We start from the raw sequence: 26,088 nt of genomic DNA, 5'->3' as shown, positions 1-26,088 counted from the left end.
TTGTTATGAAGAATTCTTCATAACAACCAGGCTCCCCGGTTCAGTGATCCAGGGACGGTGGACGCGGGTGTGGCCCAGCCGCCACGCGGCCTTGACCTGCGCGATTGCCCGGCGGGTGGAGCGTTCCGAACCTGCATAGCCCAGGGCGAGGAGCTTCTCGTGGGCCCTGTCGGCGCGGATCCGCCCTTTGGAGGCTTCCACCCATTCTTCGATCTTGGGCAGGTACGTGTCGGTGACCCGGCCCCGTGCCGTCGGTTCCCCGATAGGACGGCCGGCGTCACGGGCTTGTACGTGTTTGGCAACGGTGTGGTGCGAGCAGCCCGTGAGCTCCGCGGTGGCACGCAACGATCCGGTCAGATCGTAGGCAGCAAGAATTTCCATGATTTCTCCGTCAGACTTCATACAGGGCCTCTTCCTGGTTCGCTTAGACACCGTCATCAAACCCCAGGGAGAGGCTCCCACCGCTTAAGGCGCGGTCGGTTCAGTAAGGAAGTGGGCAGATCTCATGGCCACCGTCGGGCAGTTCTACTGGCCGTAAGTGGGCACTTTCGTGGCCGCCTTTGGGCAGTTTTTCATGGCCGCTAACACGGGCTCGTCGCGACCTCGCCTCTGGAGCCGGCTCAGTCGTGGATGTCGCGGTGCGTTGGGGCTTTTCCGACCCTAGCCACTTCGCTCGTGCCTTCCGCGCAGAGTACGGCTGCGCGCCGCGGGATTACCGAGCCTTAGCCGCGACACGGTCCTGAAGTTCTGATCCTTGATTTTCGGTTCTGGCACGGATAGGCCCAGAACCCGGCACGCAATGTGGGAAGTCGACTTCCGCCGCCGGTGAAGATGTATTCACGAAACCTTAACAAAACAAGGAGAAAATCCTGTGGCCCGTGAAGACATGGAGTTCACCGCGCAAGGTACGACAATGCGTGGCTGCTTCTACCCCGCCGACGACTCCAGCGGTGAGGCACCGTGCGTGGGTCCCTGTCGCACGGATTCTCGGCAGTCAAAGAGATATGGCTTGACTGGCGTCGGCAGTCGCTGCGAAGTCGGCGAATGCTTGTTCTCACAGGCACCTTGGTATGTCAGCTCAAGTACACCCCAACCTGACGTCAGGCAAGTAGGCGAAAAGCTGTCAGAGTAGGGTCCGATTCTGACATTTCTGGCACCCGTTCGAGGAACTCTTAGATCGCAATCTGACAGTACATGTCCCCTCGCACAGCAGCCGACAGAACGCTCATCATCGGCCTCTTAAGGCATGCTCCCACTGTCGCCTTGCCCCAATACGCGAAAGTGTTCGAACCACGAGAAGAACGCGGGGCAAATGACTCGTGCCGCAGAGTTCTCCTGCGAAGCCTTTTCCTCACGGTTCAGATATCCCCTACCGGGCGGCTTGACGGCAGTGCTGGAAGCAAATCCCTGCATTAGGTCATCTCCGCGCATGCTGGTGCTGGCTGAGCGGTTACTACCTGGGTATCCGGATCATGCTCTAGCGCCGGCCTTCCGGCCACGATCACTGTAGCGCGCTCCCATGGCCGGTCTTCAAGCAGGAAGGGAATTTCTTGTTCTTCCCACTCCCTGTGCAGGTCTTCTTCTTCCTGGCCGTCTCGTGCCCGGAGGCGACGTCGGGCTTCAAGGTTGTCGCACTGCACCCAGATCGAAGCGTCAATTAGGTCCGAGAGCGCTTGGCGTGATGATCCGCTCCCTTCCACCCACACCACGGAACGCCCGGCGGGTAGAGCTATGGCACCTGGACGTTTTCGGGCCACCCAACCCGGCGGACGGTAATGGACTGCCTGGCCCTGGAGCAGGGGTTCGAGGACGCCGTCACGGAGTTCATCGGCCCAGTCAAAAAACGAGAGATGCCACGCTACATCGTCCGTGTGAACGACATCTGAGTCCGGCACTCGAGCCAGCAGACGATGGACCAGGGTGGTCTTGCCTGCCCCACTCCTTCCATCAACCGCTACAATCCAGGGGCGGTTCGGACGCTGTCCTGCTGCCGGCACTAGCCGCCGCACCAAGCCTTCCAGTGACTCGGCCTGCCAGGGTCCCGCATCGGGTTCACCGACTTCGGGTTTCATATCCGTGGTACCTCGACTTCGATTAGCGGTCGTCCAAAGCTGCCTGGTGTGGAGTCTCGAGAGTTGCCGTGGTTAGCGCAAGCTCCTTTCGGGACTAAGCCCCTTAGCCTTCACAGTCGGTGCAGTAGGCGTGGCCGTTCTTCTCGCGCGCGATCTGAGACCGGTGCCGGACGAGGAAACAGGAGTAGCAGGTAAACTCGTCCTGCGCCTGCGGAACGACCTGAACGACCAGTTCCTCGGCGACGAATTCTCCGCCTGGGATGACTGCATCGTCCAGGGCATCTGCCTCGTCCAGCTCGCGGACAACGCTGCGGGCGTCCGGGGCATTGGCGGACTGGAGTGCTTCCAAGGAGTTGTCCTGGGATTCCTTGACGTCGGAACGGACTTCGTCGTAATCGGTGGCCACTTAGATGGTTCTCTTCTCTAGCGTTCTTATCTGACGGGTATGCAACCTACACCATCCCAGCCCAAAACGCGCCAGAAGACGGGAACATTGCGCCGCGCATGGAGCGCCGACCAGTCAGGTCAGGCGGCCGCCGTAGTCCACGCTTTTGGGGTAGCTGTCGAGGTCAGCCTCCGGGAGTGCCGCCAGCAGGATGCGTCCCAGGAGAGAGAATGATTGGATTCGGATACGGCCACGGTCTAGCGTGAGTCCTATGTCGGCGGCCGATGCTTCAGCGAAGTCCAACAGCAACCCCTTGCTTGTCCTCGGGAAAATAACATCGATCCTGGATGCCTTCTCGCTCTCCAGGCCAGTGCTGTCGCTGAGCGACATCCGGGAATTCACCGGAATGCCGACTTCCACGGTCCAGCGGCTTGTCACCAACCTGACCTCCCAGGGCTTCCTGGACAGGGAGGAGGACGCTTACCGCATCGGGATGCGCATGGCGTACTGGGCTGCTCCGGCCACCCGGGGAATGGAAGTCATTGACATCCTCAGCCCGTTGCTGAAGACCCTGCGCGACACCACCGGTGAGACCGCCTGCTTCTTCAAGGCGGAGCAGCATTACCGCGTCTGTGTGGCCATGGCCGATACCCGCCATGCCCTTCGACGCGAGATGCATCTTGGCAAGGTTCTCCCGTTGCACGCCGGCTCGGCTGGGCTGGTCTTGCTGGCGTGGGATCCGGAGCTCATGGAGGCCGTCCTGCGGGATCCCCTGGAGCCGATCACCGAGTCCACCATCACCTCCTCAGAGGATCTGGAGCAGGTGGTGAAGCGGACGCGGACCGACGGATTCGCCATCACGGTGGGTGAGCGCGAAGACGGGGCCTCCGGGCTTTCCGCCCCGGTTTTCGATTCGGCGGCAGGCTTGGTGGGGGCAGTCACCATCAGCGGGCCAACGTTGCGGATGCCCCTGGAGACCTGTGAGGCCTGGGTGGAACCGCTTCTTGCCACCGCCGAGCACATGACCAGATTGATCGGCGGCCGGTTTCCCGGCGAGGCGTAACGCCCGCCGCACAACGCCCCGTCAGGAAACCAGCGGGAAAACCATGCGGGAAAACCACAGCGCCAAGGCCTCCGGCTAGCTCCGGGAGCCGGAATACCCGGCGACCACCGGAACCTTCCGGTCTGATTTTTGCACCCTTTCCAGGATGGCGGAGATGATCTTGCCCTGGCCGGTCTGCGCATCGAGCCTCCCCTCACCGACGACGACGGCATCGGCTGCGGCCTGGTACCGGTCGAACTTCACGGCGTCCAGGACGGCGTTGGCCCCGGAGACAAGCTCAGCCTCGAAGTGTGCCCACAACCCGCCGGAGAGGCCGCCGGCCGCACCCGTGCGCGGCACGCCGGCCGGGTTTCGGGGATAGGAACCGGCCAGCTGCTTCAGCCGCTGTTCCAACAACGCGATCTCGACAGAACCGGCGCCCTTCTGCCGCCCGAATATACGGGGCGCGTCCAGAAAAGTCGTCGTCACGTCTGACAGGACGGTGATCCGAGCCCCTCGACCGCGGCGGCCACCATCATCCCGGTTCCGTACGTGCTGGCCGCGACGGCATCACGGGGCCGGCTGCTGGGTACGTTCAGGCCGCTGGCTTGCGCCAGTTCGACGACGGCGGTTCGGTCCGCGGTCAGCCAATGGTCGCCGGGAGCGGCTCGCCCCACGGGTTCTGTGCCTCGACAGTCAGGGCCGAGGCGGCAAGACTGCGGCACAGCGCGTCGAACGTCCCCTCCCCGCCGTCCGCGACGGGCAGCTCTACCGCTTTCGCCCCGTTATCCCGGATTCCTGCGGCGATGGCTGCTGCGACTTCCGACGCGGCGTACGTCCCCTTGAAGTTGTCCGGGGCGACGAGGACGGTCATGTGCCGGTAAGGGAGTTGACGGGGTGGGGCGGCGTGCGTCCTTCCGCGATGGCCACGGCGTTGAGGGCACTCAGCCGGGCCATTTCGCTGCGGACCGCGACGGTGGCACTGCCCACGTGCGGCAGCAGCACGGTGTTGGGCAGCTCGGCCAGCCCCGGGGCGAGCCGCGGCTCGTCCTCGAACACGTCCAGGCCGGCACCGGCGATGGTCCGGTTCCGGAGGGCCTCCACGAGATCGGACTCGTTCACCACCGGGCCGCGGGCGGTGTTGATCAGGATGGCACCCGGTTTCATCCGCTCCAGCACCTCAGCGTCCACCAGATGCCGGGTCTGGTCGTTCAGCGGCACGTGCAGGGACAGGAAGTCGCTGCGTTCCACCAGCTCGGGCCAGGGCACCTGCCGGACCTTGCCGGCGAACTCGCCCAGTTCTGCATCGCTGACCAGCCGGTCGTCGAGAGGCCGCGGCGAGAAGAGCACCTCCATCCCGAAGCCCAGGGCCCGTCGTGCCGTGGCGCGGGCGATCCGGCCGAACCCGGCCAGGCCCAGCACCGCGCCGGAGACGTCCCGGCCCAGCAGCAGCTCCGGTTCCCAGCCGTGGAACTCGCCGTCACGGACCAGCCGGTCGGCTTCCACCACGCGGCGGGCGGTGCCCAGGATGAGCAGCATGGCGATGTCCGCCGTCGCGTCCGTGAGCACGCCCGGGGTATTGCCCACCAGGATGCCGTGCCGGGTGGCGGCGTCGACGTCGATATTGTTGTACCCCACGGCGAAGTTGGACACGCCCTTCACGTGCGCGTCCGCCAGGAGCGGCGCGTCCACGACATCCCGCAGCTGGGTGAGGACGACGTCGTACTCGCCCGAGGCGCACAGCGCCGCCAGCGTGTCATAGTCCGGGGGCTCGGGCAGCACGGTGACCGATCCGGCGTCGGAAAGCAGCCGCAGCCCCGGGTCCGGGATCGCTGTCGTGACCAGGAACCTGTTGCCCACGCTCAGTTGCCTCCCTGGGTGCAGGCTGTGGCGGCAGCGGGACTGTCCGAAGGGATGACCCAGTCGAAGGCATCGGCCTTGGACCGGGCGCCCTGTGCCGCCTTGGACCTGTTGGGTTCGCCCAGTTCCGCGAGAAGCTTTTCGGAGAGGATCACGAGGCCGGCGAAGCTTTCGGTTGTCAGCCAGCCGGGCCGGGTGGCAAAAAGGATGTCCTCGCTGGAGGTGTTGCCGCTGGCGCCGGGCGCGAAGGGGCAGCCGCCCAGGCCGCCGAGTGCACCGTCCACCATGGCGGCACCTGCCTGGATGGCGGCGAGCGTGTTGGCCACGCCCAGTCCCCACGTGTCGTGGCCGTGATAGACGATCCGCCGGGCCGGGGATTCCTCCCGGACGCGCCGGACCAGCGAGGACACCTGGGCGGGGAACGCCTGGCCCAGGGTGTCGCAGAGGACGATGTCCGTGGTCCCCTCCGCGCGGGGGTCGTTGGCGATGGACAGCACCCGTTCCTCGGGGACGATGCCTTCGAAGGGACAGGTGAAGGAGGTGGCAATGCAGAGCTGGATCTGTCCGCTGACGGCCGCGGCGTACTCCACGGCCTCCGGCAGCGCGGCGAGGCTTTCGTCCGTGGTGCGGCCGATGTTCGCTTTGTTGTGCGAATCCGACGCCGAGAGGCAGTACTGGAAGTTCCGCGCGCCCGCGGCCGCCGCCTTGGCCACGTGGCCCGGCGTGGCCACCCAGATCCAGCACTTTTCCAGTTCCTCGGGGGTGAGGGCCTGGACCACCTCCAGCGTGTTGGCCATGGTGGGGACCAGGTCCGGCCGGGCCATGGACCCCAGCTCGATGGCGGGCACCCCCAGGCGCAGCAGTTCGCGCACTGTCTCGAGTTTCCTTTCGGTGGGCAGGAGCTTCCCGGTGAGCTGGAGCCCGTCCCGCAGGGTGACGTCCCTCAGGATGACGCCGGCCAAGCTGGCGGCAGGGGTGGAGCCGGGGTGATTTACGTGGTGGGTCATGCCTGGAGTGCCTCCTCGCGGCCGGCGGCCGCACTGATCCCTGCGGGGTCCATGCCGAGGAGCCCGCTGAGGATTTCTGTTGTGTTTTCGCCCAGGTCGGGTCCCAGGCTGCGGATCGGCAGGGACTGGCTGCCGATCACCGGAACGATGCCCGGGAAGCCAACCCCGGGGAGGACCTCGTCTCCGGTGGACACGTCGAACTTTTGGATCATGTTCCGGGCCGCGTACTGGCTGTCCGCACTGATGTCCGCCGCGGTGTAGATGGGGCCGGCGGGAACGCCGGCTGCCTCGAGGGCGTCGAGGGCATCGGCAGCGTCCAGTCCCTTGGACCAGGCTCCGATGGCCTGGTCGAGTTCCTCGCGCCGGGCCCAGCGGCCGGCATTGGTCTGCAACGAGGGATCGTCCGCCAGGTCGGGACGGCCGATGGTCTGCATGTAGCGCTGGAAGATGGAGTCCCCGTTGCCGGCCACGACGATGCTTGCACCGTCCCTGCAGATATAAGCATTGGAGGGGGCGATCCCTTCCATCCGTCCGCCCACACGCTGCCGGTCCACACCATAGGCCTGGTAGTCGGGAATGAGGGATTCCATCATGGAGAACATCGCCTCATGGAGCGCGACGTCGATGATGCGCTCGGTGAGCGGCACAGCGCCGGCCGCGTCCCGCCGTCGTGCTTCCCGTTGGTACAGGCTCATCATGGAACCGAAAGCGGCATACAGCCCCGCGATCGAGTCGCCGATCGAGACCCCCACCCGGACCGGCGGCCGGTCGGGGTCGCCCACCAGGTTCCGGAACCCGCCGTACGCTTCGGCGACGGCGGCAAAGCCGGGCCGCTCTGACAGCGGGCCGGTCTGCCCGAAGGCAGAAATGCGGGTGACGATGAGTTCCGGATTGGCGTCGTTGAGCACCTCGGGGCCGAGGCCCCACCTTTCCAGCGTGCCCGGACGGAAGTTTTCCAGTAGAATGTCCGATTTCGCCGCGAGCCCAAGCACCGCCTCCTTGCCGGCCTCCGTCCGCAGATCAAGGACCACGGACTTCTTGTTGCGGTTGATGGTGCGGTACAGCATGGAGGTGTCGCCCTTGTGCAGGCGCCAGTTGCGCAGCTCGTCGCCGGTACCCGGCCGCTCCACCTTGATGACCTCGGCGCCGAAATCTGCAAGCAGCCTCCCGGCCGTGGGTGCGGCGATGTAGTTTCCGAGCTCAAGGACGCGGACGCCGTCCAGCGGCGCGATGCGTGGCTGTGTCATGGTTTCTTCTTCTTTCGTGGGCGTTCGCCGGTATGTGGGTTGCTTGCGTTCCGGTCAGAACAGCAGGCTCATGGGCAGGATCAGCAGAATCGCGACGACGGACGCCACCGAAACCCCGACGGTCACCGATTTCAGCGCACCCCGGACGCTCTGCCCCAGCAGGGATTGGAGCAGCCAGAAGGTGTTGCTGGTGACGTGGACCATGAAGAGTGATCCGGCGCCGGCAGCCAGGGCCAGCAGCACGGGGTCCAGGCCGATGGCCGGGGCGATGGGAGCCAGCAGTCCGGCAGCCGTGATCGCGGACAGGGTGACGGAGCCGACGGCGATGTGGAGCACGGCCGCGATGGCCCAGACCACCAGGAGCGGGGCAACCGTGCTGGCGGAGAAGAACCCGCCCAGGATGTCGCCGAGGCCGGCTGCGGCGACGGTCGCGGCCAGCGAGCCGCCAACGCCGGTGAGGATCAGGATCTGGCCGCTCTCCTTGAAGCCCACTGCGATGGCTTCCTCGACGCGCGTCTGGCCGATGGCGGAACGGGTGACGAGGCAGGTGCCGATCAGGCCGATGAGCAGTGCAATGACCGGCTCGCCCAGGAGCTGCAGCCAGGGCACGTCGATCTTCAGGATCTGCAGGATGGCCCCTGCACCGATGAGGAGCAGCGAGGTCAGGAGCGGCGCGAACAGCACCATCAGCGGAAACTGCTTCCGTTCGCGTTCGGCCACGGCGACGGTCCCGCCGGCAGGCTGCACATCAGCGCCGCCGGAGCCCGGCGCGCTTCCGGACGGTGCTGTCGCGGGCCCAGCACCGCCGTCGTTCCCTTCCTCTTCGCCTTCCCGGTCTTCCTCAGCGACGAAGGTGTGGTCCTCATCCTTGGCTTCGTTCCAGAAGCCGCGGCGGAAGAGGAACGTCATGATGGCGATGGCGATGATGATGGTCGGGATGACCAGCAGCAGGCCGAACAGCAGCATCTTCCCCAGCGGCACGTTCAGCAGGCCAGCCAGCGCAAGGGAGGCCACGCCGGGAACCGTGAAAACTATGCCGCACTCGAGGGCGATGGCCATGGCCGTGGCCATGCGCGCTGTGCCGAGCTTGCCGATTCTGGGTGCCAGCTTGCGCGCCAGCGGGGCCGAGATGACGAGCAGGACGTCCAGAAAGATGGATTGCAGGAGCGTTCCGATGGCCAGGCCCATGGTGTACGGGAGGCGTTTGGGGCCGAACGTGTGCAGCAGGTGCTCCACGAGCCGCCGGATCGCGCCGCTCTGGTTGAGGATGGAGCCCATGAGCACGCCGAAGGCGATGAGCAGGCCGACGTCCACCATGATTTCGCCGAACCCGGACGTGATGGTCTTGACGGTCTTTTCGACGCCGAGGCCCACGGCCAGGCCGAGGTAAACGGAGCTGACCACCAGGGCGATGACGGGGTTGACTCTGAAACGGACGATCAGCACAACGGCGGCCAGGACCGCCACGGCCGTATTGATCAGTACAGCTATGTCTGACATAAGGGGAATCCGATCGTTGGGGCCTTCCACGTTGAAGGCTTGGAACCGATGTGCACCGTGAGCGAGGCCACATCACTCATCCCATAATATGGGTTTGAGTTCATAATGCAAGACATAGGCGCTTCTTCGCGACGATTTGACCTATCCGTGTCAGGATCAGTTATGCCCGACCGTCTCATGCTGCTGGACACTGCGTCGCTGTACTTCCGCGCCTTCTACGGCGTGCCCGACACGATCCGCCGCGCGGACGGCACGCCGGTGAATGCCGTGCGCGGCCTGCTCGACATGATCGCGCGGCTCACCACGGACTACGGGGCGACGCATCTCGTGGCGTGCTGGGACGATGACTGGCGTCCGCAGTGGCGCGTCGACCTCATCCCGACCTATAAGTCGCACCGGGTCGCGGAGGCGGTGGCCGGCTCCCCCGACGTGGAGGTGGTGCCGGACGCGCTCGAGGTGCAGATCCCGATGATCCGCCGCGTGCTCGACCTCGCCGGGATCGCCATTGTGGGGGCTGCGCACCATGAGGCCGACGACGTCGTGGGCACCTACGCCAGCCACGCCGACCTTCCGGTTGACGTGGTGACGGGCGACCGCGACCTCTTCCAGGTGGTCGACGATTCCCGCCAGGTGCGGGTGATCTACACCGCGCGCGGCATGAGCAACCTCGAAGTCGTCACCGACGCCGTCGTCGTCGGCAAGTACCGCGTGCTCCCCGAACAGTATGCGGACTACGCGACCCTCCGCGGCGACGCCTCCGACGGGCTGCCGGGTGTCGCCGGCATCGGCGAGAAAACCGCCGCATCGCTGCTCCTGGAGCACGGCACGCTCGACGCCCTGCTGGCGGCTGCAGCGGACGCGGGAGGCGGGATGTCCGCATCCGTGCGGGCGAAGCTCGCCGCGGCCGCCGACTACCTCACGGTCGCGCCCACCGTCGTGAAGATCGTGCGCGACCTCCAGCTGCCGACGCTTGAGGAGGCGGGCGCCCGGCTGCATCCCGTGGCCGGTGAATCGCGCGCCGAACTCGAGCGCCTCGCCGCCGAGTGGAACCTCGGCGGCTCGGTCAGGCGGCTCCTCGAGGCGCTGGACCTGCGTCAGTAAGGACTGCCGGGGAGGACTGCCGGTGAGGACTAAGGCCAGGCCTAGCGCTTGCCTTTTTTCCGCGAGCCCTTGCCGCGGCCCTTATCCGGGTTCGGGGTGTAGCGCTGGGCCACCTTGGGCTTCTTCACTCCGGTCCCCCGCCGGTCCGGCTTCGGCTCCTTCTTGGGCTTTTCCACCTTCGCGGACGGCTGCCGGGAGCTCTGCGCGGTGCGGCCGCGGACGATGCCGACGAACTCCTCGATCACCTCGTCGGTGGCATCAGTGGGCCAGGCCAGGGCAATCTCGGTGCCCGGCGCTCCGGTGAGGCGGCGGGCCACGGTGTCCTTGACGTTGAAGTGCCGGGCCACTGACATCGGCAGAATCAGCAGGCCTGCCCCCGACGCAACCACCTGCAGGGCAGTTTCCGGGCCGCCAAGCTCGTCGGCGTCGAGGAACGTTTCCTGTGCGAGGTCCTCGAGGGCCACTTCCTCGAACACGGCGATCTCGTGCCCCTTGGGTGCCACCACGACGGGCTGTTCCTCATACAGGGGGATGACGTTGAGGCCCTCGCGGTCCACGGGCAGGCGGACGAAACTGAGGTCCGCCGAACCGTCACGCAGGACCGAAAGCTGCGTCCCGCCGTCGGACATGAACGAGCGCAACGGAACATGCGGCATCCGCTCTTCCCAGCGCCGGATCCATTTCCCCGGCGTGACACCGGCGACGTAGGCAAAGCGGAGCTGCCGCTGCCCGGGTTCCGGCGGGGCGGGGGCTAACGTGGATTCATCTTCAGCGGACACACGTTCACAGTACGCCAGTGGCGTGCGTGGACGGACGGTGCCGGTCCTGCCGTTGGTGCGCCGCGCGCCGGCAGCCGGATACCCTTGAAGCATGACCTCTGCTAACTCCCAGTCCATGAAGCCGGCCACCGTTGCCAAGAAACTTGGCATCTATCTGCCCGCAACACCCCAGGAGTTCCAGGATTCAACCATCACCCGCGAGGAGTTCGCCGAACTCCAGGCGAACCCGCCGGAGTGGCTCGCCGAGCTGCGCCGCAACGGCCCCCACCCCCGCCCGGTGGTGGCACAGAAGCTGAACGTCTCCATCAGCGGCCTCGCCCGCGGCGGCGTTGAGGAGGCGCTGACGACGGCGGAAATCACCGCGCTGCTGCAGGCTCCCCCGGCGTGGCTGGTCAGCGAGCGGGCCACGCACGCAGCCGTCCGCGCCGAAGCGCAGCGCGTCAAGGAAGCAACTGCCAAGAAGGACGCCAAGAAGTCCTGAACAAGGCTACGGCACACGGGTCTCCGTCCCGACCCTTGAAGAAACCCGGCATCCTGATCCCCCACGACGGATGAAGTCCGGGTGACGCCCGTTCCTGGCCGGGTGACCGTCAGCAGCGCACAATGGAAGACCTTTTCTCCGGGGTATACTGCGTGCGCGGGAATACTTGGCGTACCAGTAGAGTTGATCCCTGCTATCGAGTGCCATCCCGGCGCTCATGCGAAGGAGTGAAACCACCAATGGCAACCGACTACGACGCACCCCGCGTCAGCCAGGACGAACAGCCCGGGGCCGAATCGCTCGAAGCGATGCAGTCCCAGCGCGGCGGGTCCCAGACTGCGCTGCTGGACGTCGAGGAGGCGGACACCGCGGAAGGCATCGACCTCCCCGGCGCCGACCTCTCGCACGAAGAGCTGCTCATCCAGGTCGTCCCTGTTCAGGATGACGAGTTCACCTGCATGTCCTGTTTCCTGGTCCACCACCGCAGCCAGCTCGCGCGGGAAAAGAACGGCAACAAGTACTGCTCGGAGTGCGAGGGATAATCGCCCGTCAGGAAATCTGCAGGCCCCCGTTGATGTCGTAGGTTGCCGCCGTGATGTAGCCGGCATCCTCGCTCATCAGGAACACCATCAGCGCGGCGATGTCCCGCACGGTGCCCACCCGGCCCACGAGGATGTCGGCGGACATGGCGGCCTTGCGTTCCTCCGTCAGCGTTCCGCCCATGATGTCCGTATCCACGGGGCCGGGCGCCACGCAGTTGACGGTGATGCCGTGCTGGCCCATTTCCCGGGCCAGCGCCCGCGTGAAGCCGATGATGGCCGCCTTCGAGGCGCTGTACGCCACCTTTGAGTAGGTGCCGCCCCCGCGCTGGGCGGAGATGGAAGAGACGCTGACGATCCTGCCAAGCCTGCGGTCGATCATGCCCCTGAGGACGCGCTGGGTGACCAGGAACGTGCCGGTCATGTTGATCTTGAATACCCGTTCCCACGCCTCGAGTGTCTCGTCCATGAACTCCGTGGGTGAACTGATGCCCGCCAGGTTGGCGAGGCCAACGATCGGCGGCAGCGTGGATTCAACTTCGTCGATGGCGGCGTTAACGTTTGCCTGGTCGGAAACGTCAGCGCCCACGCCGACCGTCTGAACGCCGTAGACGGCGGCAATTTCCTCTGCCGCCTTGTTCGCCGCGTCGCCGTCGATATCCAGGATCGCCACCGACCAGCCTGCGCTGGCGAGCATCTCCGCCGTCGCCCGTCCAATGCCGCGCGGAGAGGCGGCGCCGGTCAGCACCGCGGTCCGCTCGGCCGGGAACGTTTCGTGATGAGTCATGTTCCTCAGCCTCTCGTCGCCTGGGGGTTTTCAGCTCTTGATGTCGAACTCGTCGGCGGCAACAGCTTCCTCACCGACCGTTGCAGGAGTACCGGGCTTCACGTGGCCCTCCGGGCGCCTGCGTGCGTACAGATAGGTGGCCACTGCGGTGATGCCGAGGCAGGCCGCCAGGAACACGAGGCCGGAGCGGTTGTCTCCCGTGGCGTCGTTGAACAGGCCCACGGCGTAGGGGGCCACGAAGCCGCCCAGGTTGCCCAGGGAGTTGACCATGGCCAGGCCGGCTGCCGCCGCGGCGCCCACCAGGGCCGTGGAAGGCATTGCCAGGAACGGCGCGATGGCGGAGTAGATGCCCATGGCCGCCAGGGTCAGCGCGATCATGGCCAGGACCGCATTGACCTGTACCAGGAAGCCGGCGGCGAGGAGGCCGATGGCCGCCATCACCATGCTGATGCTGGCATGCATGACACGGTTGCCTGTGCGGTCCGAGCGCCGGCCCCAGAAGTACACGAAGACGGCGGCGATGGTGTACGGGATGGCCACGATGAAGCCAACTTCCGTGGTGGTGAACCTGCCCAAGGCCGCAACGATGGTCGGCATCCACAGGCCCAGGCCGTAGATGCCGCACACCAGGCCGAAGTACAGCGCCGAGTACGCGATGGTCCGCGGATCCTTGAGCCCGGCCAGGAAGTGGTGCGGCTGGCCCTTCGTCCTGTGCGCTAGCTCATCGTCCATCGTCTTGGTCAGCCATTCGCGCTCGTCCTGGGCCAGCCAGTGGGCGTGGCTGGGGCGGTCCGTCATCAGGATCGGGGTGAGCAGGCCGAGGATGATAGCCGGAAGGCCTTCGATGATGTACAGCCACTGCCAGCCGTGCAGGCCCCAGATGCCGTCCATCTGCAGCAGCAGGCCGGAGACCGGGGCGCCGAGGGCGTTGGAGATTGGCTGGGCCAGGATAAAGATGCCGAGAACGGTGACGCGCTGCGCGGCGGGGAACCACAGGGTCAGGTAGAAGAGGATCGCGGGGAAGAAGCCTGCCTCGGCCGCACCGAGCAGGAACCGGATGACGTAGAAGGTCACTTCGCCGTTCACCAGAGCCATGGCCGTGGCGAAGATGCCCCAGGAGATCAGGATGCGGGCAATCCACTTGCGAGCGCCGAACTTGTACATCCCGCCGTTGCTCGGGATTTCCAGCAGTGCGTAGCCGAGGAAGAAGATGCCCGCGCCAAGACCGTACGCAGCCGCGCTCAGGCCGATGTCCTCGCTCATGGTCAGCTTGGCGAAGCCGACGTTGTTCCGGTCCAGGTACGCAATGAAGTAGAGCAGGACGATCAGCGGCATCAGGCGGCCGCGCACCCGCCGCAATGTCCGGCGGCCCAGCTCGTCCAGGTGGTCAGCAGGACTCACGGAAGACATGGTGCACCTCGCTACGAGAGACAGGCCGGCCGGGGTTCCTCAGCGGAACATTTAAGGTTTACCACTCAGCAACGAAATAGTCACCATACTTACTAATATTTGAGGAGCTGCTCCCACACCCGGCGGGAGCGTGCTACTCCCCTGGCCGGAGCCACTCCAGCAGCCGCTCCAGCGGCCAGGTGGTGATGATCCGCTCTGCCGGCACGCCGTTCCGTTCGGCACGCTCCGCGCCGTACTGCAGGAAGTCCAGCTGGCCGGGAGCATGGGCGTCGCTGTCGAGGCTGAACAGGCATCCCGCATCAAGAGCCAGCCGCATCAGGTTGTCGGGAGGGTCCTGCCGCTCGGGACGGGAATTGATTTCGACGGCGACGCCTGCCTCCGCGCACGCCGCAAACACCCGCTCGGCGTCGAACTCCGACTCGGGCCGGGTCCCCCGCGAACCCTGCAGCAGACGGCCGGTGCAGTGCCCCAACACGTTGGTGTGGGGGTCCCGGATGCCGCTGAGCATCCTCTCCGTCATGGTGCGCCGGTCCGAGCGCAGCTTTGAGTGCACGCTGGCCACCACGACGTCGAGCCGCTCCAGCATGGCGGGGTCCTGATCCAGTTCCCCGTTTTCCAGGATGTCCACCTCGATTCCGGACAGCAGCCGGAACTCCGCGCCGTCCTGGCGGGCATGGGCAGCGTTGACCGCGGCCACGGCCTCGAGCTGGTCACTGAGGCGCTCGGCGCTCAGTCCGTTGGCGATCTTGAGGTTCGGGGAATGGTCCGTCAGGGCAAGATATTCGCGGCCCAGGTACCGGGCGGCGTCCGCCATGAGGTCAATGGGTGATCCGCCGTCGGACCAGTTGCTGTGGCAGTGCAGATCGCCCCGAAGCTGCGCCCGCAGCCCGTTGCCGCCGGCGGCGAGCGGCTTGGCGCCGCCCTGCCTGAGCTTGTCGAGATAGTCGGGCACGGCGCCGTCAACCGCCTGCAGGATGACCTGGAACGTCGTGTCCCCGATGCCCTTGGTCCGCTTCAGCCTGCCGTCCCGCGCACGCTCCGCCAGGTCGTCCGCGGCGAGGTCCGCAATGACGCCGGCGGCCTTCCGGAAGGCCTGCACCTTGAAGGTGGGCGCGGCGCTGCGTTCCAGCCAGAACGCGATCTCATTCAGGGCGTCAACGGCGTCCATTCAGTCCCTTCCGCAGACCGGTCCGGCGCAACAGGCAGTGGCCGTCAGTCCTGGTGGAGCTGGATGTAGTTGCCGCAGCCGTCGTCGAAGACGGCCGACGTCCCGGACGGATCCTCCGACGGTTCGCCCTGGAACGGGATCCCGACGGCGGTGAGCCGCTCATACTCGGCCCGCACATCCGGAACGCCGAACACGATCGACGGGAGCCCGGCGTCGTGAAGTCCGTTCATATACGCGGCGGCGATCGGGTTGTCGCTCGGCTCCAGCAACAGCCCCACGCTGCCGGCATCACCGGGGTCCTTGACGATAAAGAGGTTGTGCTCAGGCATGGCCATGAGCGTTTCGAAGCCGAGCGTCTGCGTATAGAACGAGTGCGCTGCCTTCGGGTTCCGGACGTGGATGCTGCACATTTTTAGTCGCATGCCGCCAACGCTACGCCGCAGGCCGCCCGCTGCAAACCGTTTCCGCCGTCCGGCCGACGGACCATTGACCGGCGGCACCCGAGGGGATGGAATTGAAGTGGAGCCCGAGTTCCCGGGCCGCGTTGCTTGGAGGTGGTGCAGTGTCCGCCGTTACCGAAGCCGTCCCTCTTGGGACGCTGCAGCTTGTCTTCTGGGGTGCCGTGCTCGTGGCCGCCGCCGCCTGCACCGTCTTCGCCGTCCGGCACCATGCCGGAAAGCCCGACGGCGACGCGTCAGATCCGCTGTTCTGGGACGTTTTCTGGGGTTCTGCCGTGATCCTCCCGGCACTACTCATCCCGGCGGTGGCCTCGCCCCCGGCCGGACTGGCGCTGGCGGCGGCAGCCTTCGCCAGCGGCGTTGCCGCCTACCGGACCAGCCCCAAGGTTTTGGGCTGGTACTCGTCCAGGCGCCGGCAGCGGGAGGAGCAGCCCGCCCTGCAGGCCGCGGCCAACGTTCACAACGCCGTCCTGCAGCGCTGGCAGCGCTACGAACTCGACCCAGCGCTGGCGATCGATTTTCCGGCCATGTCCGATGTGCGCCGGCCGGAAACGGCTGCATTCGTGAAGGCCATGCGGGAGGCGGAAGTGCTGCGGACGTCCCGGCAGCCCGGGTATGCGTCCGCCGTTGCGCACCTGGAGCGGGCACTGGCGCGGGCGGAAACAGCAGCCGGGGCGGAACCTGCCGGGTATCCCCCGCACGGAGACAGCGGGGACATGCGCGCGCTTTCGTGAATCAGTCGTGATTCAGTCCGGGACTTTCGGCCCTTGTCCCCGCTGTTTGCCGGGCGGGCGGCGCAGGCACGCCAGGCCGAGCACGGCGCAGGACATCCACAGAGCACCGCTGGGACCAACCGGCGCCGCCAGCAGTCCCGCTGCAGCCGGCAAGGTCACTTGGCCTGCCCGGTTGCCCAGCAGGCGAAGGGCCAGCGCCGCTCCTCTGGACGCAGGCGGAACAGCCTGGGTAACGAGCGTCATGGTGATTGGTTGCCCCAGGCCCAGAAAGAAGCCTCCCAGTGCCAGCAGGCCCCCGGCAGTCCACGGAAGCTCAAAAAGCCATGGCAGCAGGGCCAGTGTTGTTCCTGCACCGGCAAGACTGGCGATGACGAGCGAGGGCCGGCTCCAACGGGCAAGGAGAACCGGCAGGAGCAGGCGGGATACGATCGATGCCGCCGCCCGTGTGGCCAGCAGGATGCCTACGACGACCGGGGACACACCCTTGTCCTCTCCCAGGAGCGGCAGGAAGGCGACCAGAATGTCGGTGGTCGCCAGCAGCGCCAGGCTTGCCACCATGTTGGTCTTCACCGTCGGATAGCGCAGCAGTGCGGCCACGGAGTCCCGAGGGGACGCAGGTGGCGGCTTCCCATCCTTCTCCTGGGCGGGTTCCTGTTTAGCAGCAGTACCAAACGCGAAGGGAACGGCGAGCACTGCGATGCCGCCGGCGATGAGGAGGGCAGTGTTGGAATCAGCCAGCCTCACTCCGGCCGGGACTCCTTCGGCTGCCCCCATGGCGAGGCCGGCCAGCAGCGGTCCGGCCATTTGCCCGAAAGCGAACGAGGCCGTAAACCAGCCGAAGGCAGCATCCATATGGCTGAGCGGCACGAATCGGGCGATCGCGGACTGGCCCGCGATCGTGAAGCAAAGGTGCCCCAGGCCCAACACCGCACTGGCTGCTGCGACAACGGGCAGTGACGGAGACGCCGACAGCAGGGCAGGCCCTGCTGCCAGGAGCAGGGTTCCCACAGCCACAATCCCCCGGAGGGAACTGCGCCGGTCAGATACCCTGCCGAGCCATAATGCGGCAGCGACCGGGACCAGCGCGTATGCCGCTGACGTCAGGCCGATAGTGATCGAATCTCCGCCCAAGGCCAGGACCTTGTACGAGATGAGCGGCCGGGCAAGGTTGAGGGCGATCTGGCAGAGGACTGCGGACGCGATCAGCATCCACAACCACCCGCGCGACCGTGGCCGGCTAGTACTCAAGGGTCCCCCATCGTTTCATGCCCCGCCTCAGCGGAAGTCGGCGCTGTTGTCTTTCGCTACGTCCAGCAGCGTTGCCTGGAAAGCTATTTCAGCCGCAGCCCGGACCCGGTCATGCCGGTGCGCCAGGAGCACCCGGCGGGACGGGGCGGTCGCCCCCAGGGACACGATGCTGACGCCGGGGTGTTTGTTCACCACAGCCGTTCGCGGCGCGAGGGCAATGCCGAGTCCCACGCTGACCATGGCCTGGGCCTCTTGGTAGTCGTTGGCATGGAACGCTATCCGGGGCGTGAATCCTGCCGCCTTGGCACTCCTGTGCAGCACTTCGACGACGGGGTGGTCCTCTTCCCGGACAATCCATTCCTCGTTGGCAAGATCCGCCATGTCCACTTGCCTGCGCCGGCCGAACCTGTGGTCCTTGCCCACGATGAGGGCGGTGGCGTCTTCGAAGACGGTGGTGAGTGCGAAGCTTTCCGGGCTTAGCCGGTTCCACTCGTAATCCCAAAGCAGCGACATGCCCACCTGGCCGTTTTCGAGCATCTCAATCAGGTCATCGAAGCGGCTGCTGCGGACATGCAGTTCGATCGCCGGGTATTGCTCCTTGAATCTGCTGATGACGAGGGGCAGAAAGGAACCCCCGAGCGTGGGGAAGGTGCCCATGGTGAGACTGCCCCGGTTCAGTCCTGCGATTTCGGCGAGGTCCGCCTCCGCCGCTGCCATCTGGCGGAGTATTCGGCGGGTGTGCGCGGTGAGGACATGCCCGGCATCGGTTGGCACCATTCCGCGGGCCTGCCGCTGCAGCAGCGGCTGGCCAACTTCCGCTTCCAGGCGACGGAGCTGCTGCGAGACACCCGACGGGGAATAGACGTGCTTCTCCGCGGCAGCGGTTATTGAACCCAGTTCCACGACGTCGAGCAACAGTTCGAGCCTTCTGACATTCAGCATGGGGTACTCCTGCCTGAAGAAATAGTTACACCCACTGAAGAATTCTATACCTTTGGTTCATCCAAGCCGCGCCACGGCGGTGCTTCCGGGCGTCGGCGGAGCCGTTCTTGCTGTAACGGCTTCCGAAATCCCGTTACGGCTCCTTGTGATTGAAGTAAAAGTGCAGGCATCTGCATTTTTCCGTGATTGTTATTCATGCATTCCTGGCACCACACTGAGGTAGGCCACAGGGCTGAAAGCCCGCAGATGGGCTTAGGAAAGGTGTGGAAGCAAACATGTTCAAGATTCCGGCCACGTGGATGCGCGGGGGAACCAGCAAGTGCTGGGTTTTCGAATGGGATCATCTCCAGGTCCCGGGGAAGACAGTGGATGAAGTCCTGCTGCGTCTCTTCGGCAGTCCTGACCACCGCCAAATAGACGGCGTCGGCGGCGGTACGTCCACGACGAGCAAGGCGGTAATCCTGTCCCGCTCCGTCAGCGCGGACGCCGACGTCGACTACACATTCGCCCAGGTGGGCATCGATGAACAGCGGGTCGACTGGGGCAGCAATTGCGGCAACTGCTCTGCCGTCGTCGCACCGTACGCCATCGAGCGCGGATGGGTCCCGGTCGGGCAGGACAGCACGGCGGTCCGGACGCTCAATACGAACACTAACCAGCTCATTCTGCAGAAGGTGGCCACCCCCCATGGCGAATTGGGATACGCCGGCACACAGATGATCCCGGGCGTGCCGTTCCCTGGCATGCCGGTAGGGCTGGGCTTCTTTGACCCGGCCGGACGGACGACCGGCAAGCTCTTGCCCACCGGGGAGCCGGTAGACAAGCTGAGCTTCGACGGCCGCCAGGTGGCTGCAACGCTCATCGATGCGGGCGCTCCCGTCGTCATCGTGGAAGCTGAGGCGGTCGGTTTAACCGGTCACGAGACTGCAGCAGAGATTGACAACCGGAAGGATCTCCTGGGGCACCTGGACGACCTGCGCCGGGACGCGGCCGTGCGGATGGGAATTGCTGCAAGCCGGGTCGAGGCCGAACGCGCCATCCCCAAGCTGGCCCTCGTGGCCAGGGCTGAAGCCGGCGACGAGGCCGACGTCGTCGTCAGGATGCTCTCCATGGGCCGCCTGCATCCGGCCCTCGCCATCACGGGCAGCGTGGCACTGACTATGGCCGCACAGCACAAGGGGACCGTCCTGGCCAACCTGATATCAACCGATGTCTCTGCGGGCGTGAACATGCGGACGCCCGCCGGCCTCGTCCAGACCTGGTCGGAAATCAGCGACGGCGTCACAGTCGTAGGCGCCCTGCGCAGTGCACGTCGGCTTGCCGACGCCGAACTCCTGCTTCCAGACACCTGGTAAGCGCCACAATAAAAGCAGACGCCTCCATGACACTGCGGTGCTCGGACCAGGCGGCACGAATTAAGGAATTCTCAATGACGAGTCAGAAGTCAGCCTTGGAACCCCCCGGCACCAGCCACGACGCACCCGCCGAACAGCCGGATCCGCCGGAACACTCCCGGCGCACTGTCCTGGCCGTTGTGGCCTCCTTCGCCGCTCTCGGCGTCGCAACCACTGTCCTGGGCGGAGGCCTCCTCAATCCGCCTTCCAGCACCGAAGACGGGAACTTCAGCGGCGAAACCCTGGAATTCCTGATTCCGCTGGCCTCGGGTGGCGGCACCGACACCTGGGCCCGCTTCATCGGCACTGAACTTACCAACTATGTTGCCGGCCGCCCAGGGTTTGCCCCCGTCAACGAACCCGGCGGGGAGGGCATCTCCGGCACGAACAAGTTTGCCCGTTCGGCCAAGACCGACGGCACAGAAATCCTGGTAGGGACAGCGTCCACGGTGGTGCCCTGGGTCCTCGGACGCTCGGCCGTAAAGTACTCTTTCGAGGATCTCAAACCCGTGGTGGTCAACGGCACCGGCGGCGTCATTTACGCCCGCACGGAAGCCGGCGTCAAGAACGTCAACGACCTTATCAACAGGGACAAGCCCCTCGAGTTCGGTGGCATCAGTGCCACCGGTCTGGATATCACCACCCTGGTGGCCTTCGACCTGCTCGAAGCGGACGTGACCTCCACCTTCGGCTTCGAAGGCCGCGGCCCGGTCAACCTGGCCCTGCAGCGCGGTGAAATCGATCTGGATTACCAGACCACCTCCGCGTACGGCTCCGCCGTCGAAGGCATCGCCAAGGAGGGCAAGGCAACCGTGCTGATGTCCTTCGGCCAGCTGAACGAAGCCGGGGAGGTCATCCGCGACCCCAACTTCCCCGACGTGCCCACAGTGCCCGAAGCCTATGAGGCGTTGCACGGCAAGAAGCCCTCGGGCGAAAAGTTCGAGGCGTACAAGACCCTCCTGGGCCTGACCTACACGTACCAGAAGGGCCTCTGGGTTCCGCAGGACACACCGGAAAAGGCGGTCACGCTGCTGCGTGAATCCAGCGAAAAGCTGGGGGCCGACAAGGAGTTCCAAAACAAGGCCGCCAAAGTCCTCGGCGGCTACCCCCTCGTAGCGGATGCCGGCATGGCCGACCGCGTCAGGGACGCGTACACCGTCAGCAGCTCCGTCAGGTCCTACGTCAAGGAACTGCTCGAGAGCAAATACGACATCCACGTTGAATAAGGACCATCATGCTTGATTCCGCTATGGCAGCGCTGGCATCACTCGCTGACCCTTCCCTGCTCCTCATGCTCCTCATCGGCACCGTTGCCGGTCTGGTCATGGGCCTCATACCCGGCCTGGGCGGCACCGGCGCCGTCGCCATCCTCCTGCCCATCACATTCGGCATGGAACCGCCCCAGGCCCTCGCGCTTCTCATCGGCGCGCTGGCTGTTGTCCACACCTCCGACACCGTCTCTGCCGTGCTGCTGGGCGCACCCGGGTCCGCCTCGGCCAGCGTGACCATGCTGGACGGCTACTCGATGGCGAAAAAGGGCCAGGCCGCGAGAGCGCTGACGCTCGCCTTCCTGTCCTCCATGGCCGGCGGCATCATCGGCGCCATCGGGCTGACGCTTGCCATTCCCCTCGCCCGGCCCCTTGTGCTTTCCTTCGCCAGCCCCGAACTGTTCATGCTGACGGTCCTTGGCGTCGCCCTCGCTGCCGTTCTGTCCCGCGGCAACATCATCAAGGGAGTCTCGGCCGGCCTGCTTGGCCTTGTGCTCGGCATGGTGGGCACCTCGCCCACCACGGCCGAAGAGCGCTTTACCTTCGGCAGCCTCTTCCTCGGTGACGGGCTCTCCCTCGTGGCAGTCGCCCTGGGCATCTTCGGGCTCGCCGAAATCGCCTCGCGGGCCAGCCAGCGGCGCGGTCAGAATGCGAACATCAGCCTCGGTGGCGGCTGGGGCAGGGGCATCCGTGAATGGCTGTCCCACTGGACCCAGGTGATCCGCGGTGCACTCATCGGCATCTGGGCGGGCGTACTGCCCGGCGTCGGCGCCACCGCCGGAACCTGGCTGGCATATGGCCAGGCCGTGGCCACCGCGAAGGACAAACGCCAGTTCGGCAAGGGAGACCCCAGGGGCATCGTAGGCCCGGAAAGCGCCAACAACTCCGTGGAAGCGGGGGACCTCATCCCGACCCTCCTGTTCGGCATCCCCGGCGGTGTCCCCTCCGCCATGCTCCTGGGCATGCTCCTGACCTACGGCATCCAGCCAGGCCCGTCCATCATCACCGAGCACCTGGATCTGATGTACCTCATCGTGTGGTCCTTCGCGATCGCCTCCATCCTCGGTGCCCTGTTCTGCTTCCTCAGCGTCAAACAGCTCGCCAGACTCACCAAGGTGCCGTTCGCTGTCCTGGCAGCCGGCCTGGTCGCGATCATGCTGCTCGGCTCATTCCAGGAGGGCGGCCAGCTCGGCGACCTCTGGGTCATGATCATCCTCGGCGTTTTCGGCTGGCTGCTGAAGTCAACCGGGTTCCCGCGGGCACCATTCCTCATCGGCTTCGTCCTGGCCATCCCGCTCGAGCGCTACTACTTCCTCACGGACAGTCTCTACAATGGCCTGGACTGGATGGCACGCCCCGGTGTTATCGTGTTCCTCGCGATCCTGATCCTGCCCATCGTCTGGTCCCTCATCAAGTTCATCCGAGCCCGGAAACAGGCCAACATGGACGACGGCCACCGCGACGAGCGCCCTGAGGATGACGAAAGCCCGCTGAAGAACTCCACGTGGTCCCTGGCCGCCGCCGCCATCTTCACCGCAGCCTTCGCTTCGGCGCTGATAGCCTCGGCGTCGTTCTCTCCCGAGGCCCGGCTGGTACCGCAACTGGTCAGCATTGGAGGCCTGGTCTTCTCCGGAATCCTGCTGTTCACCGAGGTCAGGGCGCGGCTCCGGGCGAGGACCGCCACCGCCGGCTGGACGCTGGATGCAGGTTTTGCCCTGAAGACTTTCTTCTGGATGACAGGCTTCCTGGCCCTCACAGCTGCCTTCGGCTACCTCGTTGCGGTGACCATCTTCATCCCCGCGTTCCTGCTGGTGGTGGCAAGGGCACGCCTGAAGACAACCGTGGTCTACACGCTGGTTCTCTACGTTGTGCTTCTGGCCCTGCCGTCCCTGCTGCCCATTGATCTGCCGCAGGGCTGGCTCAACACGCTCGTCTAGAACACTGTCCCATCCCCGTCACTACTGGAGAGAAGCAAGAACATGACCGTTCTCGTTGCCTATGCCCCCGCCGCCGAAGGCAGGGAGGCCCTGACCACAGGGATCACGGAAGCACTGCTCAGAAAAACAGACCTGCTCATCGTGAACGTGGGGCGCGGCCACCACGACCTGGACCCTGCGGAAATTCAGGAGCTCGATGCCCAGCTGCGGGCGGCGGGCCTGACGCTGACGCTCGAGTCCTCGGTGCTTTCCGACCCCGGTGACGCTGTGATCCAAATAGCCCAGGACCGGAACGTCGACATGATCGTCGTGGGCCTTCGGCACCGGTCCATGGTGGGCAAGCTCATCCTGGGCAGCACCGTCCAGCGCATCCTGCTGGAGGCCACCTGCCCCGTGCTGGCGGTCCGCCCGGACAAGCTGTAACAGCCGCCAGGCTCTAAGAGCTGCCGGTCCTTCCGGCAGGCGTGGGCCCCTCCCCGCACTCCATCGCAACAGGTAGCCCGAAGGACGGGCGCGGCGGAAGGGTACGCACGCAGAAGGAGGCAGGGTGACCTGATGGGTCACCCTGCCTCCTTTCGCCTTTTCCGGCGCCCAGCAGTTACAGCTCTGAGCAGTTACAGTTCCACGGTCCCGCTTTCGCCGACGCTCATGCGGCTGTGTGTGACCTTGGACTTCACCCACTGCAGCACGGTGGCCGCGGTGCCGCCCGGGTTGGTCCAGTATTCCGCGGAGTCGGAGTCCACGCGCAGCAGGACCACCTCGGGAGTGTCCGGCCCGTCCGGGAACCATGCCTCAACCGCCTGGTTCCACAGTTCACGGATCTTGGCCCGGTCCCGGACAACCTTCGCGGTCCCGGCCACCGAGACCCACTCGGTGCGCTGGCCGAAGGACACGTTGACGCGGGGATCCGCGCCGATGTGGGCCACCTGGGAGGTTCCCTCCCCCGTGAAGAACCACATGTCGCCGTCGTCCTTCACTTCCTGCACGACCAGCGGCCGGCTAACCAGCGCGCCTGTTTCGTTGATGGTGGTGAACATCCCGATGTGGGAATCGTTGATGATGTCCGTGACTTTGTTGATGTTGGCGGTTTCCGGCATGCTGTCACCTCGTTCTGTTCAGTACGTGCGGCTCAGTGTGGGAACTACCCCTCGGATCACCTTATTAGTAAGTGTGCTTACTTTCCAGCCGCTGCCGCAAGAGGAGCGTCAGCGCCCCCGGGCCAGCACCTCACCCCTGAAGAACCCCGGCTGGATCCTGGCCATCACCAGCATGACCGCCGCACCGAGCAGGATCACCCCCATACCCAGGATGAACACCATGCCTACGCCTCCCACCGATGAGCCCGAGCCGTATGCCGGATCCATGGAGTCGAAGGCCGTCTTGACGAACATGACCAGCAGGATGACGCCGCCGAGCAGCGGCGCCAGGAACTTGAAGAAGAAGGCCCGGGCGCTGCCGAAGGCCACTGCCCGGAAGAACCAGACGCAGGCCAGTGCCGAGATCCCGTAATAGAAGCAGATCATCATGCCGAGGGCCGTGATGGTGTCCCAGAGGGCGTTCTCCGAGGTGGTCCGGGTGATCACGTAGAACCCGGCGGCAGCGACGGCGGCGGCAACCGTGGCGTAGCCCGGCGACTTGAAGGCCGGACTGACCCTGCCGAACGTCGCGGGCAGCGCCTTGTAGTGCCCCATCGCGAGCAGCGTCCGGGCGGGCGACACAAACGTGGACTGCAGTGAAGCCGCCGAACTGCTGAGGATCGCCAGCGACATGAGGATGGCGAAGGGACCCATGACCGGGCCCGCCAGGACTGCAAAAATGCTGGACTGGTTCTCCGGGTTCCCCGCGCCCAGCCCGCTCTCCCCCACTCCGGCGAAGGACAGCGTGGCCAGGGCCACCAGCATGTAGATGGCCACAATCACGACGACGGTCACGGTCGCCGCGCGGCCCGGCGTCTTCTCCGGGTTCCTGGTTTCCTCGTTCATCGTCAGCGTCACGTCCCAGCCCCAGTAGATGAAGATCGAGAGCGAGACGCCGGCCGCGAAGGAGGAGAACGAGTCGACGGCGAACGGGTTGAACCAGTCCGGCGAGATGGCCGTGGCGTCGAAGGCGGAGCCGTTGGCTACGTGCAGGAACGCGGAGACGGCGAACCAGCCCAGCACGAGCAGCTGGAATCCCACCAGCACATACTGGACGGCCTTGGTGGTTTCCATGCCCCGGTAGGAGACCCAGCAGGCAGCGGCGATGAACGCCAGGGTGGTGGCGATGTTCAGTGGCAGGTTGGCAGAGAGCTGCGCCAGTTCGGGGTTGCCGAAAAGCTGCGCCAGCATGAGGTAGAAGAAGTCGACGGCGACGGCCGCCAGGTTGGACAGCACGATGATGGTGGCGGCGATGAGTCCCCAGCCGCCCATCCAGCCGATCCACGGGCCGAAGGCGCGGGTTGCCCACGTGAAGGAGGTTCCGGCGTCGGGCATTGCGTTGTTGAGTTCGCGGTACCCGAGCGCCACGAGCAGCATGGGGATGAACCCCACCAGGAAAATGGCCGGCAGGTGGACGCCCACCTCGGACACCGTCGGACCGAGTGCCGCGGTGAGCGTGTACGCCGGCGCGATGCACGAAACGCCGATCACCACCGCGCCGAGCAGCCCCACGGACCCGGCCTTGAGGCCTTTTTCACTGAGTTTCTTGTGCTCGCCCTGGGCGACTGCGTCCTTGGTGCTCATGGGATTGCC

25 protein-coding genes and 2 pseudogenes are annotated in these 26,088 nt (G+C 65.7%); 10 read left to right on the top strand and 17 right to left on the bottom strand.

Going from position 1 to position 26,088, the window contains the following annotated elements:
* Positions 1–30: 30 nt before the first annotated feature.
* Positions 31–402, bottom strand: a pseudogene (locus tag AC6CH3_RS08995) (IS21 family transposase); the annotation flags it as partial.
* Positions 403–560: 158 nt separating this feature from the next.
* On the opposite strand from AC6CH3_RS08995, the gene AC6CH3_RS08990 reads away from it, so the two are divergent.
* Positions 561–743, top strand: coding sequence for a helix-turn-helix domain-containing protein (locus tag AC6CH3_RS08990; RefSeq protein ID WP_498132101.1), 183 nt, complete (start codon positions 561–563; stop codon positions 741–743).
* Between the two features lie 1,432 nt (positions 744–2,175).
* Here the strand turns inward: AC6CH3_RS08990 and AC6CH3_RS08985 are convergent.
* Entirely contained in the window at positions 2,176–2,478 is a 303-nt protein-coding gene (locus tag AC6CH3_RS08985; protein WP_498132100.1) for a DUF4193 domain-containing protein, read from the bottom strand.
* A gap of 250 nt (positions 2,479–2,728) precedes the next feature.
* On the opposite strand from AC6CH3_RS08985, the gene AC6CH3_RS08980 reads away from it, so the two are divergent.
* Complete coding sequence (locus AC6CH3_RS08980; RefSeq protein WP_498132099.1) at positions 2,729–3,520, top strand: IclR family transcriptional regulator; 792 nt, start codon at positions 2,729–2,731, stop codon at positions 3,518–3,520.
* Positions 3,521–3,595: 75 nt separating this feature from the next.
* Here the strand turns inward: AC6CH3_RS08980 and AC6CH3_RS08975 are convergent, their stop codons facing one another.
* The 6 genes and pseudogenes from AC6CH3_RS08975 to AC6CH3_RS08950 all read right to left on the bottom strand — a co-directional run bounded on the left by AC6CH3_RS08975 (position 3,596) and on the right by AC6CH3_RS08950 (position 9,113).
* On the bottom strand, positions 3,596–3,988 hold the full coding sequence (locus AC6CH3_RS08975; protein WP_498132098.1) for a glycerate kinase: 393 nt from the start codon (positions 3,986–3,988) through the stop codon (positions 3,596–3,598).
* A pseudogene (locus AC6CH3_RS08970) lies at positions 3,985–4,373 on the bottom strand (glycerate kinase). The gene AC6CH3_RS08975 and the pseudogene AC6CH3_RS08970 overlap by 4 nt, the downstream one beginning before the upstream one ends.
* On the bottom strand, positions 4,370–5,359 hold the full coding sequence (locus AC6CH3_RS08965) for a 2-hydroxyacid dehydrogenase (protein WP_498132097.1): 990 nt from the start codon (positions 5,357–5,359) through the stop codon (positions 4,370–4,372). The pseudogene AC6CH3_RS08970 and the gene AC6CH3_RS08965 overlap by 4 nt, the downstream one beginning before the upstream one ends.
* Positions 5,360–5,361: 2 nt before the next feature.
* Complete coding sequence (locus AC6CH3_RS08960; RefSeq protein WP_498132096.1) at positions 5,362–6,366, bottom strand: hydroxymethylglutaryl-CoA lyase-like TIM-barrel protein; 1,005 nt, start codon at positions 6,364–6,366, stop codon at positions 5,362–5,364.
* Positions 6,363–7,613, bottom strand: coding sequence for a CaiB/BaiF CoA transferase family protein (locus AC6CH3_RS08955; protein WP_498132095.1), 1,251 nt, complete (start codon positions 7,611–7,613; stop codon positions 6,363–6,365). The genes AC6CH3_RS08960 and AC6CH3_RS08955 overlap by 4 nt, the downstream gene beginning before the upstream one ends.
* 54 nt (positions 7,614–7,667) lie before the next feature.
* On the bottom strand, positions 7,668–9,113 hold the full coding sequence (locus AC6CH3_RS08950; RefSeq protein ID WP_498132094.1) for a GntP family permease: 1,446 nt from the start codon (positions 9,111–9,113) through the stop codon (positions 7,668–7,670).
* Between the two features lie 162 nt (positions 9,114–9,275).
* Between AC6CH3_RS08950 and AC6CH3_RS08945 the strand changes: the two genes are divergently transcribed.
* Positions 9,276–10,214 carry a 5'-3' exonuclease gene (locus AC6CH3_RS08945; protein WP_498132093.1) on the top strand — a complete coding sequence of 313 codons (939 nt, stop codon included), beginning with the start codon at positions 9,276–9,278 and terminating at the stop codon, positions 10,212–10,214.
* 41 nt (positions 10,215–10,255) lie between these two features.
* Here the strand turns inward: AC6CH3_RS08945 and AC6CH3_RS08940 are convergent, their stop codons facing one another.
* On the bottom strand, positions 10,256–10,993 hold the full coding sequence (locus AC6CH3_RS08940; RefSeq protein ID WP_498132092.1) for a LysR family substrate-binding domain-containing protein: 738 nt from the start codon (positions 10,991–10,993) through the stop codon (positions 10,256–10,258).
* A 91-nt stretch (positions 10,994–11,084) separates the two neighbouring features.
* On the opposite strand from AC6CH3_RS08940, the gene AC6CH3_RS08935 reads away from it, so the two are divergent.
* Positions 11,085–11,474: a DUF5997 family protein gene (locus AC6CH3_RS08935; protein WP_498132091.1), complete on the top strand. Its 390-nt coding sequence runs from the start codon at positions 11,085–11,087 to the stop codon at positions 11,472–11,474.
* A 239-nt stretch (positions 11,475–11,713) separates the two neighbouring features.
* Positions 11,714–12,016 (top strand): DUF4193 domain-containing protein, encoded by a 303-nt coding sequence (locus AC6CH3_RS08930; protein ID WP_400577100.1) that lies wholly within the window; start codon positions 11,714–11,716, stop codon positions 12,014–12,016.
* A 7-nt stretch (positions 12,017–12,023) separates the two neighbouring features.
* On the opposite strand, the gene AC6CH3_RS08925 is transcribed toward AC6CH3_RS08930, so the two are convergent.
* The 4 genes from AC6CH3_RS08925 to AC6CH3_RS08910 all read right to left on the bottom strand — a co-directional run bounded on the left by AC6CH3_RS08925 (position 12,024) and on the right by AC6CH3_RS08910 (position 15,800).
* Entirely contained in the window at positions 12,024–12,800 is a 777-nt protein-coding gene (locus AC6CH3_RS08925) for an SDR family NAD(P)-dependent oxidoreductase (RefSeq protein WP_498132090.1), read from the bottom strand.
* 30 nt (positions 12,801–12,830) lie between these two features.
* On the bottom strand, positions 12,831–14,210 hold the full coding sequence (locus tag AC6CH3_RS08920) for an MFS transporter (RefSeq protein ID WP_498132089.1): 1,380 nt from the start codon (positions 14,208–14,210) through the stop codon (positions 12,831–12,833).
* Positions 14,211–14,343: 133 nt separating this feature from the next.
* The gene (locus AC6CH3_RS08915; protein WP_498132088.1) at positions 14,344–15,378 is read right to left on the bottom strand and encodes a PHP domain-containing protein; all 1,035 of its coding nucleotides are present in this window, start codon (positions 15,376–15,378) and stop codon (positions 14,344–14,346) included.
* Positions 15,379–15,422: 44 nt separating this feature from the next.
* Positions 15,423–15,800 carry a VOC family protein gene (locus tag AC6CH3_RS08910; RefSeq protein WP_498132087.1) on the bottom strand — a complete coding sequence of 126 codons (378 nt, stop codon included), beginning with the start codon at positions 15,798–15,800 and terminating at the stop codon, positions 15,423–15,425.
* A gap of 140 nt (positions 15,801–15,940) precedes the next feature.
* On the opposite strand from AC6CH3_RS08910, the gene AC6CH3_RS08905 reads away from it, so the two are divergent.
* A complete protein-coding gene (locus AC6CH3_RS08905; RefSeq protein ID WP_498132086.1) occupies positions 15,941–16,570 on the top strand; it encodes a hypothetical protein in 630 nt (209 codons plus the stop codon).
* 12 nt (positions 16,571–16,582) lie between these two features.
* Here AC6CH3_RS08905 and AC6CH3_RS08900 read toward each other — a convergent pair whose 3' ends face one another.
* Both AC6CH3_RS08900 and AC6CH3_RS08895 read right to left on the bottom strand, forming a co-directional pair.
* Positions 16,583–17,779: an MFS transporter gene (locus AC6CH3_RS08900; RefSeq protein WP_498132085.1), complete on the bottom strand. Its 1,197-nt coding sequence runs from the start codon at positions 17,777–17,779 to the stop codon at positions 16,583–16,585.
* A 66-nt stretch (positions 17,780–17,845) separates the two neighbouring features.
* Positions 17,846–18,760: a LysR family transcriptional regulator gene (locus AC6CH3_RS08895; protein WP_498132084.1), complete on the bottom strand. Its 915-nt coding sequence runs from the start codon at positions 18,758–18,760 to the stop codon at positions 17,846–17,848.
* 275 nt (positions 18,761–19,035) lie between these two features.
* On the opposite strand from AC6CH3_RS08895, the gene AC6CH3_RS08890 reads away from it, so the two are divergent.
* The 4 genes from AC6CH3_RS08890 (at position 19,036) to AC6CH3_RS08875 (ending at position 23,782) form a co-directional block, all read left to right on the top strand.
* A complete protein-coding gene (locus AC6CH3_RS08890; RefSeq protein WP_498132083.1) occupies positions 19,036–20,115 on the top strand; it encodes a PrpF domain-containing protein in 1,080 nt (359 codons plus the stop codon).
* A 74-nt stretch (positions 20,116–20,189) separates the two neighbouring features.
* Entirely contained in the window at positions 20,190–21,380 is a 1,191-nt protein-coding gene (locus AC6CH3_RS08885) for a type 2 periplasmic-binding domain-containing protein (RefSeq protein ID WP_498132082.1), read from the top strand.
* An 8-nt stretch (positions 21,381–21,388) separates the two neighbouring features.
* The gene (locus tag AC6CH3_RS08880) at positions 21,389–23,359 is read left to right on the top strand and encodes a tripartite tricarboxylate transporter permease (RefSeq protein ID WP_498132081.1); all 1,971 of its coding nucleotides are present in this window, start codon (positions 21,389–21,391) and stop codon (positions 23,357–23,359) included.
* Between the two features lie 42 nt (positions 23,360–23,401).
* The gene (locus tag AC6CH3_RS08875; RefSeq protein ID WP_498132080.1) at positions 23,402–23,782 is read left to right on the top strand and encodes a universal stress protein; all 381 of its coding nucleotides are present in this window, start codon (positions 23,402–23,404) and stop codon (positions 23,780–23,782) included.
* Between the two features lie 191 nt (positions 23,783–23,973).
* Here the strand turns inward: AC6CH3_RS08875 and AC6CH3_RS08870 are convergent, their stop codons facing one another.
* Both AC6CH3_RS08870 and AC6CH3_RS08865 read right to left on the bottom strand, forming a co-directional pair.
* Positions 23,974–24,456: a pyridoxamine 5'-phosphate oxidase family protein gene (locus AC6CH3_RS08870; RefSeq protein WP_498132079.1), complete on the bottom strand. Its 483-nt coding sequence runs from the start codon at positions 24,454–24,456 to the stop codon at positions 23,974–23,976.
* Positions 24,457–24,564: 108 nt separating this feature from the next.
* Positions 24,565–26,079, bottom strand: coding sequence for an APC family permease (locus AC6CH3_RS08865; protein ID WP_498132078.1), 1,515 nt, complete (start codon positions 26,077–26,079; stop codon positions 24,565–24,567).
* Positions 26,080–26,088 lie beyond the last annotated feature (9 nt).

The organism is Arthrobacter sp. GQ119 (assembly GCF_059759125.1).
This window is presented reverse-complemented; position numbering and strand designations above follow the sequence as displayed.